At 69.9% G+C, this 18163-nt stretch carries 15 protein-coding genes; 11 read left to right on the top strand and 4 right to left on the bottom strand.

The window, feature by feature from the left end; genetic code table 11:
- Positions 1-100 precede the first annotated feature (100 nt).
- On the bottom strand, positions 101-3100 hold the full coding sequence (locus ACIOHC_RS04340) for a SulP family inorganic anion transporter (protein WP_401841329.1): 3000 nt from the start codon (positions 3098-3100) through the stop codon (positions 101-103).
- Positions 3101-3385: 285 nt separating this feature from the next.
- On the opposite strand from ACIOHC_RS04340, the gene ACIOHC_RS04335 reads away from it, so the two are divergent.
- On the top strand, positions 3386-4777 hold the full coding sequence (locus tag ACIOHC_RS04335; RefSeq protein ID WP_351076998.1) for a hypothetical protein: 1392 nt from the start codon (positions 3386-3388) through the stop codon (positions 4775-4777).
- A gap of 209 nt (positions 4778-4986) precedes the next feature.
- Here ACIOHC_RS04335 and ACIOHC_RS04330 read toward each other — a convergent pair whose 3' ends face one another.
- Complete coding sequence (locus ACIOHC_RS04330) at positions 4987-5982, bottom strand: ATP-binding protein (RefSeq protein ID WP_351076996.1); 996 nt, start codon at positions 5980-5982, stop codon at positions 4987-4989.
- Between the two features lie 102 nt (positions 5983-6084).
- Here ACIOHC_RS04330 and ACIOHC_RS04325 point away from each other — a divergent pair, with 102 nt between their 5' ends.
- The gene (locus ACIOHC_RS04325; RefSeq protein ID WP_351076995.1) at positions 6085-6909 is read left to right on the top strand and encodes an oxidoreductase; all 825 of its coding nucleotides are present in this window, start codon (positions 6085-6087) and stop codon (positions 6907-6909) included.
- 579 nt (positions 6910-7488) lie between these two features.
- Here the strand turns inward: ACIOHC_RS04325 and ACIOHC_RS04320 are convergent.
- Positions 7489-8328 carry an HAD-IB family hydrolase gene (locus ACIOHC_RS04320; RefSeq protein WP_351076993.1) on the bottom strand — a complete coding sequence of 280 codons (840 nt, stop codon included), beginning with the start codon at positions 8326-8328 and terminating at the stop codon, positions 7489-7491.
- 566 nt (positions 8329-8894) lie between these two features.
- On the opposite strand from ACIOHC_RS04320, the gene ssd reads away from it, so the two are divergent.
- The 7 genes from ssd to ACIOHC_RS04285 all read left to right on the top strand — a co-directional run bounded on the left by ssd (position 8895) and on the right by ACIOHC_RS04285 (position 13923).
- On the top strand, positions 8895-9956 hold the full coding sequence (ssd, locus tag ACIOHC_RS04315) for a septum site-determining protein Ssd (RefSeq protein WP_365692939.1): 1062 nt from the start codon (positions 8895-8897) through the stop codon (positions 9954-9956).
- Positions 9953-11101: a TadA family conjugal transfer-associated ATPase gene (locus ACIOHC_RS04310; protein ID WP_351076991.1), complete on the top strand. Its 1149-nt coding sequence runs from the start codon at positions 9953-9955 to the stop codon at positions 11099-11101. The genes ssd and ACIOHC_RS04310 overlap by 4 nt, the downstream gene beginning before the upstream one ends.
- Positions 11098-11979 (top strand): type II secretion system F family protein, encoded by an 882-nt coding sequence (locus tag ACIOHC_RS04305; protein ID WP_389636166.1) that lies wholly within the window; start codon positions 11098-11100, stop codon positions 11977-11979. Before ACIOHC_RS04310 ends, ACIOHC_RS04305 begins: the two co-directional genes overlap by 4 nt.
- Entirely contained in the window at positions 11976-12770 is a 795-nt protein-coding gene (locus ACIOHC_RS04300; protein WP_389636167.1) for a type II secretion system F family protein, read from the top strand. Before ACIOHC_RS04305 ends, ACIOHC_RS04300 begins: the two co-directional genes overlap by 4 nt.
- Before the next feature lie 37 nt (positions 12771-12807).
- Entirely contained in the window at positions 12808-13029 is a 222-nt protein-coding gene (locus tag ACIOHC_RS04295; protein ID WP_389636168.1) for a DUF4244 domain-containing protein, read from the top strand.
- Positions 13030-13096: 67 nt separating this feature from the next.
- Positions 13097-13429 carry a TadE family type IV pilus minor pilin gene (locus ACIOHC_RS04290; RefSeq protein ID WP_389636169.1) on the top strand — a complete coding sequence of 111 codons (333 nt, stop codon included), beginning with the start codon at positions 13097-13099 and terminating at the stop codon, positions 13427-13429.
- Positions 13430-13551: 122 nt separating this feature from the next.
- A complete protein-coding gene (locus tag ACIOHC_RS04285) occupies positions 13552-13923 on the top strand; it encodes an Rv3654c family TadE-like protein (protein WP_389636170.1) in 372 nt (123 codons plus the stop codon).
- On the opposite strand, the gene ACIOHC_RS04280 is transcribed toward ACIOHC_RS04285, so the two are convergent.
- Complete coding sequence (locus ACIOHC_RS04280; RefSeq protein WP_365692923.1) at positions 13814-16405, bottom strand: DEAD/DEAH box helicase; 2592 nt, start codon at positions 16403-16405, stop codon at positions 13814-13816. The genes ACIOHC_RS04285 and ACIOHC_RS04280 overlap by 110 nt on opposite strands.
- Positions 16406-16483: 78 nt before the next feature.
- On the opposite strand from ACIOHC_RS04280, the gene ACIOHC_RS04275 reads away from it, so the two are divergent.
- Positions 16484-16837 carry an STAS domain-containing protein gene (locus ACIOHC_RS04275; RefSeq protein ID WP_003967428.1) on the top strand — a complete coding sequence of 118 codons (354 nt, stop codon included), beginning with the start codon at positions 16484-16486 and terminating at the stop codon, positions 16835-16837.
- A gap of 578 nt (positions 16838-17415) precedes the next feature.
- Positions 17416-17898: an ATP-binding protein gene (locus tag ACIOHC_RS04270; RefSeq protein WP_351076982.1), complete on the top strand. Its 483-nt coding sequence runs from the start codon at positions 17416-17418 to the stop codon at positions 17896-17898.
- The last annotated feature ends 265 nt before the right edge of the window (positions 17899-18163 follow it).

The raw sequence follows: 18163 nt of genomic DNA, 5'->3' as shown, positions 1-18163 counted from the left end.
TAGACCTGTGTCTCGTGTATGGAGACACGATCCCGCCTCCATGCGTGGTGCGATGTGGAGACGGGGCCACAAGGTCTCACGGACCGGATGTGGGTGTGGTTCAGACGCCGGTACGTTCCCGATCGCCCGGACCGGAGGGATCACCCGGGGCGGTGGTGTCCCCGGAGGCGTCCCGACTGCCCGAGGTGCGGGATTCGGTCGGGGGACGGGGGTGGCCGGAGGTGGAGAATTCGGCCGGGGTGTCGGTGGTGCCGGAGGCGGGGAATTCGGCCGGGAGGTCGGTGGCGCTGGAAGCGTGGGATTCGCCCAGGGCGTGTCCGCCACCCGAGGCTCGTGCATCGGATGCGGCATGGGCGTCACCGGGGCCCACGCGGTCGAAGACCTCGTCGAGGGCCAGCCCGGCACTCGCGTCCTCCGCCAGCAGATAGGCCTGTGCCTCACCCACGTGGAAGTACATCCCGTGCAACTGGAGCGTGCCGTCGGCGAGCCGCCTCGCCACCGATTCATGGGCGCGCAGATGGTCCAGTTGCTGGATCACATTGGTGAGGCAGAGCTGCTCCAGCGAATCGGCCGGCAGCCGACCGGAGATCCGGGCCCAGGCGTGATGCCGCGACGCCATCCGCTCCAGGCTCGGCAGCCCGTGTCTCAGCCAGCGCCACAGGGAGGTCCGCGGAGTGTCCGGATCCGGCCTGGCTCCGAGCAGCGCCTGCATCGCGCCGCAGCCGGAGTGGCCACAGACGGTGATGGAATCCACCCTCAGCACATCCACCGCGTACTCGATCGCGGCGCCCACCGAGTCGTCACCCGACTCGGCGTCCGGCGGCGGTACCAGATTGCCGACGTTCCGCACGGTGAACAGATCACCCGGGCCGCTGGCCGTGATCATGCTGGTGACCAGGCGGGAATCGGCGCAGGTGATGAAGAGCTGGGAGGGGCGCTGGCCCTCGCGGGCCAACCGGGCCAGCTCCTCGCGTACCAGCGGGGCGGTGTTGCGCTGGAACGAACTCAGACCGTTGACCAGGTGGTTGCCCCCGGTCCGACGCGGGGTGGTGGTGGGTGAGGCGGCCGGGGCGGGAGCGCTGGGGGCTCCTGACGCGGGGACGGAGGTGTCGTCGGTGCCGGGAGCCGGGCTCCGGGCGGCGCCCGAGGCGGGGTCCGCCCCGAGGCGGTCGTCGCTGAAGGGGCTGTCCGGGCCGTGACGGGTCTCGGGCGGCTGCTCGGGCCGGTCGTGGCAGTGATGGTTGCGCCACGGTGTCCAGGGGCGGCAGCAGGAGTGCGCCGCTGACGCGGGCTCGGCGATCCGGCCGCCGGACCTCCCGGTGAAGACGACCTGGCCGCCGTGGGCCGTCTGGGCGAGGCTCCAGTCCTGGATCGTCTCGTACGCCGCATGGTCCATGAAGAAGCCGTCCAACTCGACGACGGCATCCCCGCCCTGCGGCAGCTGGGCGAGAGTCCGGCTGAGGCGAGGCACCGCGAGGAACGTCAACTGGCCCCGTACGACGACCAGATGCTGTCCGCCCTGATCGATCACGGTGATCCTGGTCCGTGCCAGCCTGTGCAGGGCGACGGCCACGGCCACCGCGATGCCGATCGCCACGCCCTTGAGCACGCCGAACAGGATTACTCCGGTGATCGTCGCCCCGTACACCGGGAATTCCCGGTGCTTATGGACATTGCGGATGTGGGCGAAACTCACCATCTGGATGCCGACCATCATGACCAGCGCGGCGAGCGCGGCGAGCGGAATCCACTCCAGCACGGTGACAAGCAGCCCCGTCGCGAGCACCACCCAGACACCGTGCAGCACGGTGGAGGCACGGCTCGTCGCCCCGGCACGCACGTTCGCCGAACTGCGCACCGCGCCACCGGACACCGCCAGCCCGCCCACCAGCCCGGACAGAGTGTTGGCGATGCCCTGGGCCCGCAGCTCACGATCGAGATCGGAGCGTCTGACGGGTGGTGGGGCGGGTGTCGTCGGCGGGGCCGAGGGTGCCGGTGCGGTCAGGGACGGGGGCGGAGGTGAAGAGGGGGGCGGAGGCGGAGGCGAGGTCGAGCCCGGGCCGGAACCCGAGGTGGGGGTCGAGTTCGGGGACGGTTTCGAACCCGGGGTCGGGGTCGAGACCGGGGCCGATCTCGTCCGCGCCCTCGACGCCGAAGCCGGTTCGGGCGCCAAGCCGCCCTTGGACCGGGCGGAGGTCCGCTCCCCGGCGCGATCGGCCGAGAGTTTGTCCACGGCGACTGCGGCGAGCAGTGACTCCAGGCTTGCCACCAGCATCACCGTGAATACCGCGGTGGCCAGGGCGAGTACCGGACCGTGCGGCATTTCCGGCAGGGCATGCGAGCGCCAGGACGGCAGATCGACCCGGGCGATCCCGGGCGCCGCGACCGAGGCCACCGCCGTCGCGGTCACCACCGCGGCGAGGGCAGCCGGAATGCGCCGTACCATTCGACCGATGTGTCCCGGAAGCCGTGGCCACAGGACCAGAATCGCGATGGTCAGCAAGCCGATCAGCGGGGCGGCCGGACTCACCCGCCCCAACTGGTTCGGGAGCGCAAGGGAGTTGGCGACCGCCGAACTCTGCGGCGAACCGCCGAGAACGATGTGCACCTGGGCGAGGGCGATCGCGACGCCGATTCCGGCGAGGGTGCCATGCACGATGGCGGGGCTGACGGCGAGGGCGCTGCGCGCCGCCCGTAGTGAGCCCAGCAGGATCTGCAGCAGTCCGGCGCCGATGGTGATCGCGCAGGTGGTGCGCCAGCCGTAGATCTGGATCAACTCGGCTGTGACCACGGTCAGTCCGGCGGACGGTCCGCTGACCTGGAGGGGTGTGCCGCCGAGCAGCCCGGCGACGATGCCGCCGATCGCGGCGGAGATGAGACCGGCCTCCAGCGGGGCGTCCATGGCGACGGCGAGGCCGAGCGACATGGGGACGGCGAGCAGGAAGACCGTGATCGATGCGGACAGGTCGGCGCCCGCGATGCGGAATCGTCCGCCGCGTGGTGGCGGTGGCGGGCTGTGTGGTCGCTTGACTCCCGAGGCGCGGTGTGGGCGCGAACTGCGGGATGTGTGGTCATGACGAGTGGGGACGCAGGCAGACATGTTCCCGTCTCCTCCGGGGCAGCGCGGTCGCGGAACGTGGGGACGCGGCCGTGGGTCACGGCGTGCAGCGGCGGGATCTCTCAACTCTCAGTAAATAGATCGTAATGGAGAGTAAAGGCTTGTGTCCATCATTGAGGACAAATGGACTAGTCAATCGCGCATTCAAGTGAATAGGCAGCTTTTCATGAGGTATGTCGTACTGATTTCTGTAAAACCGTGTGCGACCTTGGCCGCGCGGGTCGGGATATTTCAACGCAAGTCACCTGCGAGGAAGAGGGCGGGCGGATGCTGGCTGTCACGAGGGGTGTCACGAAGGGAATCGCCGCCGGACGGGTTGCCCTGGGCGTCATGGTCGTTGCGCTGATCGCGGGAATGGCCGGCTGCTCCTCCGGTCCGGATCCCGTCGTCGGAGCCGCCGGGCCCGGCGCCGCGAAGAGGGACGCCGGGGCGCGGAAGAAGAACCCTCAAGTCGCGCCCAAGAGCCCGTTCCGGCTCATTGGCGACGGCTCCACGGCCTTCACGGGAATCCAGCCGAAGCAGCCTGTGGCACAGCGCCTGGCGCCCGGCCGGAAGCCGCCGCAGTTCGTGGTGTTCTCGTGGGACGGCGCCGGAGAGGACAGCCAGAAGCTGTTCTCGCACTTCCGCGAGGTGGGCAGGAAATACCACGCGAACATGACGTACTTCCTCAGTGGCGTCTACCTGCTGCCCGAAGACAAACGCGAGCTCTACGACCCGCCGAAGCACAACGCCGGCAGCTCCGACATCGGCTTCAACGACACCGAGGGGATCCGGAACACCATCACCCAGGTGCGGGGTGCCTGGGAGGACGGCGACGAGATCGGCACCCACTTCAACGGCCACTTCTGCGGCCCCGAGGGAGGCGTCGGCACCTGGTCCGTCGATCAGTGGAAGAGCGAGATCGACCAGGCCAAGTCCTTTGTGAGGAGCTGGAAGACCAACGACCCCGGCCTCAGAGGTGAGAAGCCGCTTCCCTTCGACTACGACAAGGAACTCGTCGGCGGCCGCACCCCTTGTCTGGAAGGGCGGAAGAACATGGTGGCCGCAGCACGGACGATGGGGTTCCGATACGACTCCAGCGGCGTCGACAACCAGGTCTGGCCGAAGAAGAAAGAGGGCATCTGGGACCTGTCGATGCAGCTCGTCCCGGTGCCGGGGCGCGAGTTCGAGACCCTCTCGATGGACTACAACTTCATGTTCAACCAGTCCGGTACGACCCAGGGCGATCCGAGCCGGCACGCCTACTGGGGCAAGCAGATGCGTGACGGCTTGATCCAGGCCTTCGACCGCGCGTACGAAGGAAACCGCGCTCCGCTGATCATCGGCAACCACTTCGAATCCTGGAACGGTGGCACATACATGCGCGCCGTCGAGGAGACCATCGCGACGGTCTGCACCAAGAAGGGCGTCCGCTGCGTTTCCTTCCGGCAGCTGGCCGACTGGCTGGACGCACAGGACCCGGCAACGCTGGCGAAGCTCGGAACACTTGATGTCGGACAGGCTCCGGCGAAGGGCTGGGCGGAGTTCCTCGGCGAAGCCGGGAACGCGGGGGCGGAATCCGGCAGGGAGTCGGATTCCGGCACCGCGTCGGATGTGGGCAAGGCATCGGGCGTCGGCAAGGCTCACGCGGAGTCCGGCACGGATCAGGCCGGCCGCTAGCTAGCTGATTGACATCACTCTCCGGGCGCGCTCTCCTGGCGTGCCTGTCGACCGGGCTCGCCGACCGCGCGCTTGGTCAGCCCGGTCGGGACCGTCCGGCGGTTGCGCAAGGCGGCTGGGTAGCGCGCCTTTCGGCCGTGACCGGCAGGCGAAGGCGCAACGGCACCCCGGCGGGAAGAGCGCGTGCTCCAGGCCGGGGCGCCGGCCGATCAAGCAGGCTGAGCGGCGCTGTCCTGGGCGAACCGTTCGTCGAGCACGAAGGCCGGGTCGACCTGGGCAGCCAGATCGGCACCCGTCTTCTCGTTGCCCCAGCTCTCCGCGTTCTTCAGATGGAAGTGCACCATCTGTCGTGTGTAGCGCTCCCAGTCCCGTTGCTCGTACGAATCCTCCGCCGCGTTCTGCAGCGCTTGCAGGGCCATCCGGTTGTCCGCCTCCAGCAGTTCGAAACGGTCGGGCCTGCCTTTCTCCATCGCGCGGACCCAGTCGGAGTGCCCGACGCTGACCAACAGGTCGTCCCCCACCTCGGCACGCAGGAAGTCCAGATCGTCCTCGCCCTGCACCTTGTTGCCGATGACCTTCAGTGCGACCCCGTAGTCCCGCGCGTACTCCTTGTACTGGCGGTAGACCGAAACACCCTTACGGGTGGGCTCCGCGACCAGGAACGTCATGTCGAAGCGGGTGAACATCCCGGAAGCGAAGGAGTCCGAGCCCGCTGTCATGTCGACGACGACATAGTCGTCCGGGCCGTCGACGAGATGGTTGAGGCAGAGCTCGACCGCACCGACCTTGGAGTGGTAGCAGGCCACGCCCAGGTCCGACTCCGTGAACGGGCCGGTGGCCATCAGCCGGATCTCCCCGTCGTCGAGCCGGACCGCGCGGGCGCACGCGTCGTAGATCGGGTTGTCCTCGCGGACCCTCAGCAGCCGCGAGCCCTCGCCGGGCGGAGTCGTTTTGATCATCGTCTCGACGGAGGCGATACGGGGGTTGCTGCCACGCAGATACTCCTTGATCAGCGGTAGCTGGGCCCCCATGGCGGGCAGTGCCGCGGCCTCCTGGTCATCGAGACCGAGTGCGGCTCCGAGGTGCTGGTTGATGTCGGCGTCCACCGCGACGACATGGGCTTCATTGGCGGCAAGGTGGCGGATGAAGAGCGAGGACAGCGTGGTCTTGCCGCTGCCGCCCTTCCCTACGAAAGCGATCTTCATGTTCACCTAGGGTAGCGGTGCAAGTGCGGACTGCTGTCACACTTCGTGAAGATGGCCACTCCCGGGCGGTATCCGAGTGAGGGACGCGTAGCCTCCCTACTTATGAGTACGACTGCCTCTGATCCGCTTGCCACCCTGGGCGCTCTGCCGGGAGTCGCCGATGCGGTGGACTCCGTACGCAAGGCCGTCGACCGGGTCTACGGTCACCGCGTCATGCGGCGCCGCAGCAACGAGGTCACCGCGGAAGCGGCCCTGCGCGGCGCCCGTGGCTCGGCGGCGCTGTCCGGTGCCGACTGGAACCTGGAGGAGGTACGTCGGCGCACCGATTTCAGCGGCGACGGCGAGGCGCATGTGATCGGGGCCGCCCTGAGGCTGACCGCCGAAGCGGGTCAACTTCTTTCCATCTGGCGGCAGTCGCCGCTGCGCGTCCTCGCGCGTCTGCATCTGGTTGCGGCCGGTGGCGCGGAGCCCGAGGAAGCTGTCGGCCGGCCACGGCTGGCGGGCGAACCCGTCGACGAGCCGCTGATCGAAGCGCCGCTGCCGGACGCCGACGAAGTGGCCGGGAGGCTGGAAGGGCTCTCCGGATTGATCCTCTCGGGTACTGCGGCGCCCGCACTGGTGACGGCGGCGGTCGTGCACGGTGAACTACTGGCCCTGCGCCCCTTCGGCTCGTACAACGGCCTCGTTGCTCGGACCGCCGAGCGGATCGTGCTGATCGGGAGCGGGCTCGACCCCAAATCGATCTGCCCGGCCGAGGTGGGCCACGCCGAACAGGGCCGCGCAGCGTATCTGGCGGCGTTCGACGGCTACCTTTCGGGGACGCCGGCCGGGATGGCGGCCTGGATCGCGCACTGCGGGCGCGCCGTGGAGCTGGGTGTCAGGGAATCGACGGCAGTGTGCGAGGCCCTTCAGCGCGGCGCCGCCTGATGGGGCGGTGGGACGCCGACGTGCCGCGATGGGGCGGGCCTGTGGCGCATGGGCTCCGTCGGCGTGACTTCGTCGCTGTGACTCCGGATCCCCGGCTCGGGTTCGTAACTCCACCGCGATAACTTCATCCAAGTAACTTCTCGGCCCCGTAAAAGGGTTGCGGCGGTACCGTCCTCGGTACCGCCGCTGGCATGTCTACCCAGTTACCATGCGTCCTCGATATGTGCCCATCAGGTCGGGGACTTTGCCCGTTCCCTGGTGCGGCTGGCCCGTAATCGACGGGTCGACGTCGCGTGGGTGCTCGGTTTTCATGCTCGGTCCGTGGGGCCTTCTCTGCGTTACAGGTAATCCTCTCGGATGTCCTTGGTCTCGCGGGCCGTTGAGTCCTTTGTACTCCAGCCCCGGGGTGAGCGGTAGTGCTGGCCACACTTCTTTACTTTTAGGTTCAATTACGGGCGAGTTGGGCAAATGGGTCTGGTGGGCGAACGGGGCCGATCGGCTGGGGTGTTCGTTGGTCGGGCGGCCGCGGAGAGAGGGGCGAGGAAGGATGCGTTCGGAGAGCATCGTTCGGCCCCGGCTTCAGAGCGAGGAGGTGGTGGAGCGGCGGCGGGAGGTGTACCAGACGAGTCCCGCTGTGACGGCCGCCGCGCCCACCGCTGCCGCTGCGACCAGGGCGGGGCGCGGTGGCAGCGAGAACGAGGGCAGTCGTTGCTTGAGTCGGACCGGTCGGTCGAAGACGAGAATCGGCCACTCGCGGAGGGTCGCTTCGCGCCGCAGCGCACGGTCCGGATTGACCGCGTGCGGGTGTCCGACCGACTCCAGCATCGGTACATCGGTCGCGGAATCGCTGTAGGCGTAGCAGCGCGACAGGTCGTATCCCTCCGATACCGCGAGCGCCTTGATCGCCTCGGCCTTCGTCGGCCCGTACGCGTAGTACTCCACTTCACCGGTGAAACAGCCGTCCTCCCCGACGACCATTCGAGTGGCGACGACGCGGTCGGCGCCGAGCAGCTCGCCGATCGGTTCGACGACCTCGGCGCCCGAGGTCGAGACGATCACCACGTCGCGTCCGGCGGTGTGGTGTTCCTCGATGAGCGTCGCTGCTTCGTCGTAGATGATCGGGTCGATCAGATCGTGCAGGGTCTCGGCGACGATTTCCTTCACTTGTCGGACGTTCCAGCCCTTGCAGAGTGCGGAGAGGTATTCCCGCATCCGCTCCATCTGGTCGTGATCTGCACCCCCGGCAAGGAACACGAACTGTGCGTACGCGGTGCGCAGTACAGCGCGGCGGTTGATCAGTCCGCCTTGGTAGAAGGACTTGCTGAAGGTCAGCGTCGAAGACTTCGCAATGACCGTCTTGTCCAGGTCGAAGAAGGCTGCTGTGCGCGGCAAGAAGCGGTTTTCCACAAGGCAGAGCATAGGGGGCCACCATTCGGCGTAAACTCTGGCGCGTGGGTTTGCCTGAGAAGGCTCTCGGGTACACCATGGAAGTCACGGATCGTTCGCGACCGTGCTAACCCGGTCCGGCTCCTCCCCCCCCGAGTCGGCCGTGGGGACGACCCCCGCTCTCCCCCCCGGCGGGGGTCGTCGCATGTCCGGACGCGTTTCTGCTGTTCGGAATCAGGCATTCTGCCTCCATTTCGGCCGTGACGGCCCACTTCTCGACCCGCTCTCGCCATCATGAACCGTCACGGTGTGTAGCGGAAGGGGTGCTCTCCGGAAGTCGCCGGTATGGGCGACGGAGATATTCACAACGACGGAGTTGTCCACAGTTTTCGAGCAAGATCCACACGATTTCCCGAAGCGCTGCACGGTGATTCCAGCCGCGAAGTCCGCGGGTCGTGGAATCGCCGATCTCGGAACGCTCCGAGATCATCGCGAACCGCGATGAAGGTGCAGTGAGAAGGGGGGCGGAGATCGTGGCTGATTCCATCGCACGGGATCGTCTGCCGATCGCCGAAGCGCGGCAGGGTGGACCGCTGATCGTGACCGAGGATGTGGAACTCCTCGATGATCTGCTGAGGCTGTGTGCGGCCGCCGGAGCCGAACCGGAAGTTCATCATTCGCTGCCTGAACGCAGGGGCGGTTGGGAGCAGGCGCCGATCGTTCTCGTGGGGGACGATGCCGCTCAGCGGTGCCGCGGAGCCGTGCGCAGGCGCGGCGTGATGCTGGTCGGCCGGGACCAGGACGCTCCGGATGTCTGGCGTCGCGCCGTGGAGATCGGGGCCGAGTATGTGCTGAGGCTGCCCGATTCGGAAGGTTGGCTCGTCGACCAGATCGCCAACGCGGCGGAAGGCGTGGGCCGGCCGGCGCTCACCGTCGGGGTGATCGGCGGACGGGGCGGTTCCGGCGCGTCCACACTGGCCTGCGCCCTCGCGGTGACCGCAGCCAGGGCCGGGCGGCGGACGATGCTGATCGACGGTGACCCGCTCGGCGGGGGCATCGATGTGCTGCTGGGCGGGGAACGGGCCGAGGGCATGAGATGGCCGGATTTCGCTCATTCCAAGGGGCGAGTCGGTGGACGCGCGCTGGAGGAGTCGCTGCCCGCACTGCACGGGTTGCGGGTGCTCAGCTGGGGCCGCGACGACTGGGTGGTCGTCCCGCCCCGGGCCATGCAGGCCGTGCTGGCCGCCGGGCGCAGGCTCGGCGGGGTGGTGGTCGTCGACCTGCCGCGCCGGGTGGACGAGTCGGTGGCCGAGGCTCTCTCGCAGCTGGACCTCGGGCTGTTGGTGGTCCCCGGGGAACTCCGTGCGGTCGCGGCGGCGAAACGGGTGGCGTCGATGGCCGGGGTGGTCCTGAACGACCTTCGGGTGGTCGTCCGCGGCCCGTACGCGGCGGGTCTAGACGAGCGGTGGGTGGCGCAGGCGCTCGGCTTGCCGCTCGCCGGTGAACTCCCGGTCGACGGCGGGCTCCTGGCGGACCAGGACGATGGCGCGCCGCCCGGCGGCCGTGCGCGCGACCCGCTGGCCAGATTCTGTACGGCGTTCTGGGAGCAAGCCCTCGTCCCGGAGGGTGCGGGCGGACGTGCCGGAGGAGGTGCGTCGTGACGGAGACGCTCCTCGACGCCGTACGGCAGCGGCTGGCGCAGAGCGGCGCCGCCCCGACCCCGGCCGGGGTCGCGGCCGCGCTGCGAGCCCAAGGGCGACTGCTCGGCGATGCCGAAGTGCTCGGTGCAGCCGATGAGTTGCGCGGCGAACTGGTCGGCACCGGGGTGCTGGAGCCGCTGCTCGCCGACCCGGCGGTGACGGATGTGCTGGTTTCCGCACCGGACCGGGTATGGGTGGACCGGGGCGGCGGGCTCGAACTCACCGGGGTGAGCTTCCGGGATGCCGCGGCGGTGCGCAGGCTGGCGCAACGGCTGGCGGCCGTGGCGGGTCGGCGGCTGGACGACGCCCGGCCCTGGGTGGACGCTCGGCTGCCGGACGGCACCCGTATGCATGCGGTGCTGCCGCCGGTGTCCGTCGGCTCGACGTGCCTGTCGCTGCGGGTGGTGCGGCCGCGGGCCTTCTCGCTGACGGAGCTGGTCGCGGCGGGGACCGTGCCGCCGGGTGGTGACCGGGTGCTCGGGGCGCTGGTGGAGGCCCGGGTCTCGTATCTGATCAGTGGGGGGACGGGGGCCGGGAAGACGACCCTCCTGTCGAGTCTGCTGGGTGCCGTCGGGGAGCGTGAGCGAATCGTGCTCGCCGAGGACTCCGCGGAGCTGCGGCCGGATCACCCGCACGTGGTGCGCCTGGAGTCGCGCCCCGCCAACCAGGAGGGGGCGGGGCGGGTGACCCTTCGCGACCTGGTGCGGCAGGCGTTGCGCATGCGGCCCGACCGGCTGGTGGTCGGAGAGGTCAGGGGTGCTGAGGTCACCGAGCTGCTGGCCGCCCTGAACACGGGCCACGAGGGCGGCTGCGGGACGGTTCACGCGAATGCCGCCGAGCACGTTCCGGCCCGCCTTGAGGCATTGGGCACTGCGGCGGGGCTGGATCGGACGGCGCTTCACAGTCAGTTGGCGGCTGCGCTGTCGGTGGTGGTCCATCTCGTGCGGGACCGGACCGGACAGCGGCGGATCGCCGAGGTGCAGGTCCTGGAGCGTGATGCGGCCGGGCTGGTGGTGACCGTACCGGCGTTGAGCTGGGGTGCCGACGGATTCGTGCGGGAGCGGGGTTGGGACCGGCTGCGGTCGCTGATCGGGGGTGCGCTGTGAGCGGTGGTGCGACGACGGTGCTGTCGGAGAGCGCGAGTTGCGCGGCGGTGCTGTCCGTCGTGGTGGCGGCTTGGCTGGTGGTGGCGCAGGACCAGCGGCGACGGGGGGCCCGGGCGCTGTTCGTCGACGGGGTGGTCGAGTCTCCGTCGCGTGCGCGCTGGGAGCGGATTCGGGCAGAGGTCCGGCAACGGTTGCGCCGACGACGGGAGTGGCTCTGCCTGCCGGGGGCACTGGCCATCGCTGTACTGGGGAAGTCCGTGCTGCCGTTGCTGGCAGGGATGGTGGCGGTGCCGTTGACGGGGCGGTGGCTGCGGAGACGGGCCCTGACGCAGGAGCGGGAACGCGGGGCAGCTGGGGTGGTGTCGCTGTGCGGGGTCGTCGTGGGTGAGCTGCGGGCCGGGCAGGAGCCGGGGCAGGCGTTGCTCGTAGCTGTCCGCGGGACCGGGGCGATGGGGACGGCGGAGGCCGGTGTGTCGGCTGCGGCGCGGTTCGGTGGCGATGTGCCGGCGGCGCTCGGGCAGGCGGCGCGGGAGCCGGGTCTGGACGGGCTTGCCGGGGTGGCGGCCTGCTGGCGGGTGGCGGTGGACGGCGGGGCCGGGCTCGCCGCGGGCCTGGACCGCCTGGAGGGCGCACTGCGGTCCGAGCGGCGCAGACGGGAGGAGTTGCGGGCTCAACTGGCGGGTGCCTGGTCGACGGTGGCCGTGCTGGCGCTGCTGCCGGTGCTGGGCCTGGGGCTGGGAGCGGCACTCGGGGCCGATCCGTTGGCGGTGCTGCTGCACACACCGGCCGGGCTCGTCTGTCTGGTGGTGGGCGGAGCGCTGGAGGCGGCCGGGCTCTGCTGGGCCGGCCGGATCGTACGGGCGGGGGAGACGGCGTGAACGCCGCCACCGGAGACTTCGCCCACCGCACGGCGGCTCTGTGGGCGGTCCTGGGCACGGTCGCGTATCTGGCCCTAGCCCTCACTGGACGGCGACGGAGGCGGGCGGTACTGCGTCGGGGTGCGGTGCTGCTGTCGACCGGCCAGGAGCGGCGCCGACGCGGGTGGACGGTGCCCGGGGCGCGGGCGAAGGAATGGATCACGGTCCTGGGTGCCGGGGCGGCGGGCGTGATCCTGGTCGGCGGCCTGCCGGGGTGCGTGATCGGGTTGGCAGGGGCGTTCGGTGTCTGCCGGTGGCAGCGGACCCGGTGTAGGCGTCAACCGGAGGCCGGGGCGGCGGAGGCGGCGGAGTTCGCGCGCCAACTCCCACTGGCGGCCGACCTCCTGGCGGCCTGTGTCTCTGCCGGAGCCGGCCCCCGGGAGGCGGCGGAGGCAGTGGGGGAGTCGCTGGGCGGACCGGTCGGCGTGCGCCTGGCGCGCACGGCGGCGGAGATCAGGCTCGGTGGTGAACCTGCGGTGGCCTGGAGGAGGTTCGGGGACATACCGGGCGCTGGTGCGCTGTCCCGTTGCCTGGACCGGGCGGGATCGACCGGGGCTCCGGCGGCGGAACCGGTGGCGCGGCTGGCCGAGGCGATGCGGGCCGAGCGGGCGAGTGCGGCTGTGGCACGTGCCCAGCGGGCCGGCGTGCTGATCACCGCACCGGTCGGAGTCTGCTTTCTGCCTGCGTTCCTGGCGGTCGGGGTGGCTCCGGTGGTGATCGGGCTGGCGACCGGTCTGCTTCGCGCCGGCTGAAGGAAAACCACCAGTAAATATCCATTCCATATGAATTATGGATTTCGCGGGGGTCGAAATGGTGCAACGAATCAGGGGCTGGGTGCGGAGCCTGGTCGGCCGAGTCCGGTCGGACAACGGAATGACGACATCCGAATATGCGGTGGGGACGATCGCGGCCTGTGCGTTCGCGGCGGTGCTCTACAAGGTGGTCACCAGCCAGCCGGTCATGTCCGCGCTGCAGTCGCTGCTCAAGGACGCGCTCGATGCGAAGTTCTAGGAAAGGTTCCGGGGCGTGCGACGGGGGTTGCGGAAGTGCCGCGGGCGAGTCCGGGGACCGGGGTGCGGTGACGGCGGAGGCGGCCGTCGCGGTTCCGGTGCTGGCGGTGTTCGCTCTTGCGCTGGTCTGGGCTCTGATGGCCGCCTCCGCCCAGATCCGGTGTGTGGACGCGGCCAGAGCCGGGGCGAGGGCGGCGGCCCGCTCGGAACCGGAGGCGCAGGCGCTGGAAGTCACCCGTTCAGCGGCACCCGACGGGGCTGAAGTCGCGATGGAGCGAGCCGGGGAGCTGTGGCGGGTACGGGTGTCGGCGCCGATGCCCGGACTCGGCCCACTGGCCCTGACGCTGCATGCGGACGCGGCGGCGCTCGCCGAGGACACGGTGGGGGCGACGACGCAGTGACGCGGAAGGGAGAGGGCATTCGGAAGACCGTCAGCGGGTGGCTGCACGGGCAAGGGAGGTGCGGCCGCGACCGGGAGCGGGCCCCGGACCGGGACGGAGGTCTCGCGACGGTGTGGGTGGCGATGACCACGGCGACGTTGTGCGCGGTGTTCGCCGTCGTGCTGGCGCTCGGGCAGGTGGTGGTCGCCCGGCACAGGGCCGGTGGAGCGGCGGACCTGGCAGCCCTGGCAGCGGCCGACCGGGCCCTGCGAGGGCCTGAGGAGGCATGCGGGGCGGCAGAGGAGGTCGCCGAGGCACAGGGGGCGGTGGTGGTTCTGTGCACGGTGCGCGGTGAGATCGCCGATGTGACGGCCGGCGTGCGCTTCGGGCCGTACGAGCCGACGGTCAGATCCCGGGCCGGCCCTCCGGTGGCCGTTCACGACCCTCCGGAGCCGCTGCCTGCGGTGGCTCCGGAGGGAGCAGCTCCGCGGAGCGGGGCGGCCCCGCCGCCCTAGACGGTTCCGGAGGGTTCGGCGAACCCCCGGAGTCCGGCGGAGCGGATCGGAGGAGTTCGCCGAGCAGGCGTACGGCGCCGCGTTTGTGCAGCGGATCATTGCCGTTGCCGCACTTGGGGGACTGGACGCAGGACGGGCAGCCGGCCTCGCATTCGCAGGACGCGATGGCCTGACGGGTGGCGGTCAGCCATGCACGGGCGGTGTGAAAGGCCCGCTCGGCGAAGCCGGCGCCGCCCGGATGGCCGTCGTACACGAAGACCGTGGGCAGCAGGGTGTCCGGGTGCAGAGGTACGGAGACACCACCGATGTCCCATCGGTCGCAGGTGGCGAAGAGCGGCAGCATCCCGATCGACGCGTGTTCCGCGGCATGCAGGGCGCCGCCCAGGATCTCCGGGTTGACACGCGCGGCGTCGAGTTGGTCCGGGGTGACCGTCCACCACACGGCGCGCGTGCGCAGAGTGCGAGGCGGCAGATCCAGTTTGGTCTCGCCGAGAACCTCACCGGTGATCAGCCTGCGACGCAGGAAGGAGACGACCTGGTTGGTGACCTCCACGGAGCCGTAACAGAGCCGCCCGTCGCCCCATGGGACCTCGGTGTCGGTCTCCAGCACGGCGATGGCGGTTGTGTCGCGGGCGGTCGTCGAGTACGGCGGGTCGGCTTCCTCCACCAGGGCCACGGAGTCCTCCAGATCCAGCTTCCGGACCAGATAGGTGCGGCCCTGGTGGAGATGGACGGCGCCTTCGTGAACGGCGGCGTGTGCGGCCGATTCGTCCACGGTGCCCAGCAGCCGCCCAGTGCCTTCCTCGACGATCTGGACGGGGCGGCCGCCCTCGCCCCGGATGTCGGTGAGATCGGCGGCGCGCTCGCGGCGGGTCCAGTGCCAGCCCGATGTCCGTTTGCGCAGCAGCTTCGCGGCCTCCAGCTGCGGCAGCAGTTCGGCCGTGGCCGGGCCGAAGAGCTCCAGATCGGGCTCGGTGAGCGGGAGCTCCGCGGCGGCGGCGCACAGGTGCGGGGCGAGGACGTACGGGTTGTCCGGGTCGAGCACCGTCGACTCCACGGGCTGCTGGAACAGCGCCTCGGGGTGATGGACGAGGAAGGTGTCCAGCGGGTCGTCGCGGGCCACCAGGACGGCCAGGGCGCCCTGGCCGGAGCGACCGGCGCGGCCGGCCTGCTGCCACAGCGACGCCCTGGTGCCGGGATAGCCCGCGATGACGACGGCGTCCAGACCGGAGACGTCGACGCCGAGTTCGAGGGCGGTGGTCGCGGCCAGACCGAGCAGCCGGCCGGAGTGCAGGGCGCGCTCCAGGGCGCGGCGCTCCTCGGGGAGATAGCCCCCTCGGTAGGCCGCGACCCGGGAGGGGAGGGAGCGGTCCACCTCGGCGAGGCGCTCCTTGGCGATGACGGAGATCAGCTCAGCGCCACGCCGGGAGCGTACGAAGGCGACCGAGCGGACGCCTTGGACGGTCAGATCGGTGAGGAGGTCGGCGGTCTCGGCGGTGGCGGTACGGCGGACGGGCGCGCCCTTCTCGCCGTGCAGTTCGGTCAGGGGCGGCTCCCACAGGGCGAAGACCAGTTCGCCGCGGGGCGAGGCGTCGTCGGCGACCTCCTGGACCGGGAGACCGGTGAGGCGGCCGGCCGCGACGGAGGGCTCCGCCGCGGTGGCAGAGGCGAGGAGGAAGACCGGATTCGATCCGTAGCGGGCGCACAGGCGGCGAAGGCGGCGCACCACCTGGGCGACGTGGGAGCCGAAGACACCCCGGTAGGTGTGGCACTCGTCGATGACCACGAAGCGCAGGGCGCGCAGGAAGGAGGACCAGCGCGGGTGGGACGGGAGTATCCCGCGGTGCAGCATGTCGGGGTTGGTCAGCACGTAATTGGCGTACTGACGCACCCACTCGCGTTCCTCGACGGGGGTGTCGCCGTCGTAGACCGCAGGCCTGACGGAGTTGCCGAGGGGAGCGGCGAGTTCCTTCACCGCCCGCCTCTGGTCGGCGGCCAGGGCCTTGGTGGGGGCGAGATACAGGGCGGTCGCGCCTCGGCCGTTCGGGGCCGCGGAGCCGTCGAGCAGGGCAGTGAGGACCGGGGCGAGGTAGGCGAGCGACTTGCCGGACGCCGTGCCAGTGGCGATGATCACGGATTCGCCGTCCAGGGCGTGCTCGGCGGCGGCGGCCTGATGCGCCCAGGGGTGGTCGATTCCCGCCTCCTGGATCGCGGCGATCACTTCTGGCCGGATGCGATCGGGCCAGATGGCATGGGTTCCCGTACGCGGGGGCAAGTGCTCCGTATGAGTGATGCGCGCGGACCGGCCCGCCGCTGCGGCGAGCCGGTCGAGGACCATGGCGGGAGAGGGGCGGGAGTCCCTGTTCTCGGCCGGTCGACTGGGGCGGTGATTCTTGGCCATCGGCACCGAGTGTGTCACTGGCGTGACGGACAATGGTCCCAAGGCGTCGTGCATGGCTGCTGGTAAGTGATTGAATGCCATCGCGGCTGGCGATCCGTCCCCCGGCTCCGCCGGGGAGACCGAGGGGCGACCGCTCGATAGCAAGGTGCTGGAGGATCCGTGGACCTGTCCTTGTCGACTCGCAATGTGTCCGGCCCTGGTGGCGACCGTACGGTCGTCGAGGTCGGTGGCGAGATTGATGTGTATACCGCGCCCAAGCTGCGCGAGCAGTTGGTCGAGTTGGTGAATGACGGCAGCTACCACCTGGTTGTCGACATGGAAGGCGTCGACTTCCTCGACTCCACCGGCCTCGGCGTGCTCGTGGGCGGCCTGAAGCGTGTCCGGGCCCATGAGGGCTCGTTGCGCCTGGTCTGCAACCAGGAGCGCATTCTCAAGATCTTCCGGATCACCGGTCTGACCAAGGTGTTCCCGATTCACACCACGGTCGACGAGGCCGTAGCGGCCACCGACTGACGCCCGGTCCGTGGCCGGTCCGCTCGTCGGATCGGCTGCAGACCGGTCCGGTGGCCGACCGCAGTACCGGCAGCTGTCACAGGCGACCGGTGCAACGCCGGCGGGCCTGGCGGCCGATTGGATCGAAGGCAGCCAGGCAGCCGGCCGGATGGTGGGTCAGCGGAGCGGTCAGTGGCCGGGGAGCCGAAGGCCGGAGCCCCGGACCGGTCGAACGATCGTCCGAGCAGCTGGTCGGTGTCCGGTCGCTCGGCAGTCTGTCCGCCATCCGGCGGCCGAGGGTCCGACGGGCAGGATGCCGGTCGGTCGCCGGTTGTGCGGGGCCGCTGGGAATGGGCTGACCGCCGGGTGGGATTCTCCCGGCCGGTCGGCAGCTGCAGGTCGGCGGGCCGTCTGCGCGGCGGTCGACGACCAGCTCGGTCGGCCGACGGGCTCGTCGGTTCCGGAGAAGGGCCGGAGCGAGACCGCCAGAAGGCCGGAAGATCGAACTGAAGACCGGGAAAAGACCGGAAGAAGAGCCGGGGACCGGGCAGCGTGCCCGGGTCCCTGGGGTGCACGCCCGTACGTCTGAAGGGGATCGCATGGCCACCGTTGAACTCCGCTTCAGTGCCCAGCCCGAACACGTCAGGACGGCCCGCCTCGTGGCAGCCGCCGTGGCGCGCCGGGCCGGTGTCGACGAAGCCGTGCTCGACGAGGTCAGACTCGCCGTCGGTGAAGCCTGCAGCCGCGCAGTCGGGCTGCATCGCAGTCATGGCATCACCGCTCCCGTCTCCGTCGTTCTGACCGAGGAGGAGAAGTCCTTCTCCATCGAGGTCGGCGACGAGGTGCCCGGACCGGGCATCGAGTCCGCTTCCGGTGGGCCCGCCGGAGCCTCTGCGGCACGCGGCGCCACGCCCGGCGTGGGGCTCGATGAGCCGGAACCCGAGACCGACGCTGATGGCGAGGACGAGATGGGTCTCGCGGTCATCAGCGGCCTCGTCGATGATGTGGAAGTCAGATCGGGAGTCAAGGGTGGAGTGATCCGTATGAGCTGGCCGAAGACACCCGTGACCGTGCTTCCCTGAGGATCCGCAGGCAGGCGCCACAGGCGGGTACGTCTGTGGCGATCCCGCCGGATGTCTTCTCGGATCAATTCCTTGATCCGCCTTTCGAGGCCCTGCTGAGCAGGGCCTCTTTTCATTTCCGTCCGATCAATGATCTACGGAAAATGTGCCTGCCCCATTACTGTATTCGGGTCGATCCACTGTTGCGATCATTTGTCGATCCACCCGCGAAGGTCAATTACATTCACCGCGCACTGTTTTGATCAGCTTCTGCTCCTTACAATCC

This window comes from Streptomyces sp. NPDC088252, from assembly GCF_044740965.1.
Classification (GTDB): Bacteria; Actinomycetota; Actinomycetes; order Streptomycetales; family Streptomycetaceae; genus Streptomyces.
Note: the sequence above shows the minus strand (reverse complement) of the source record. Positions and strands in the feature narration are given on the sequence as shown.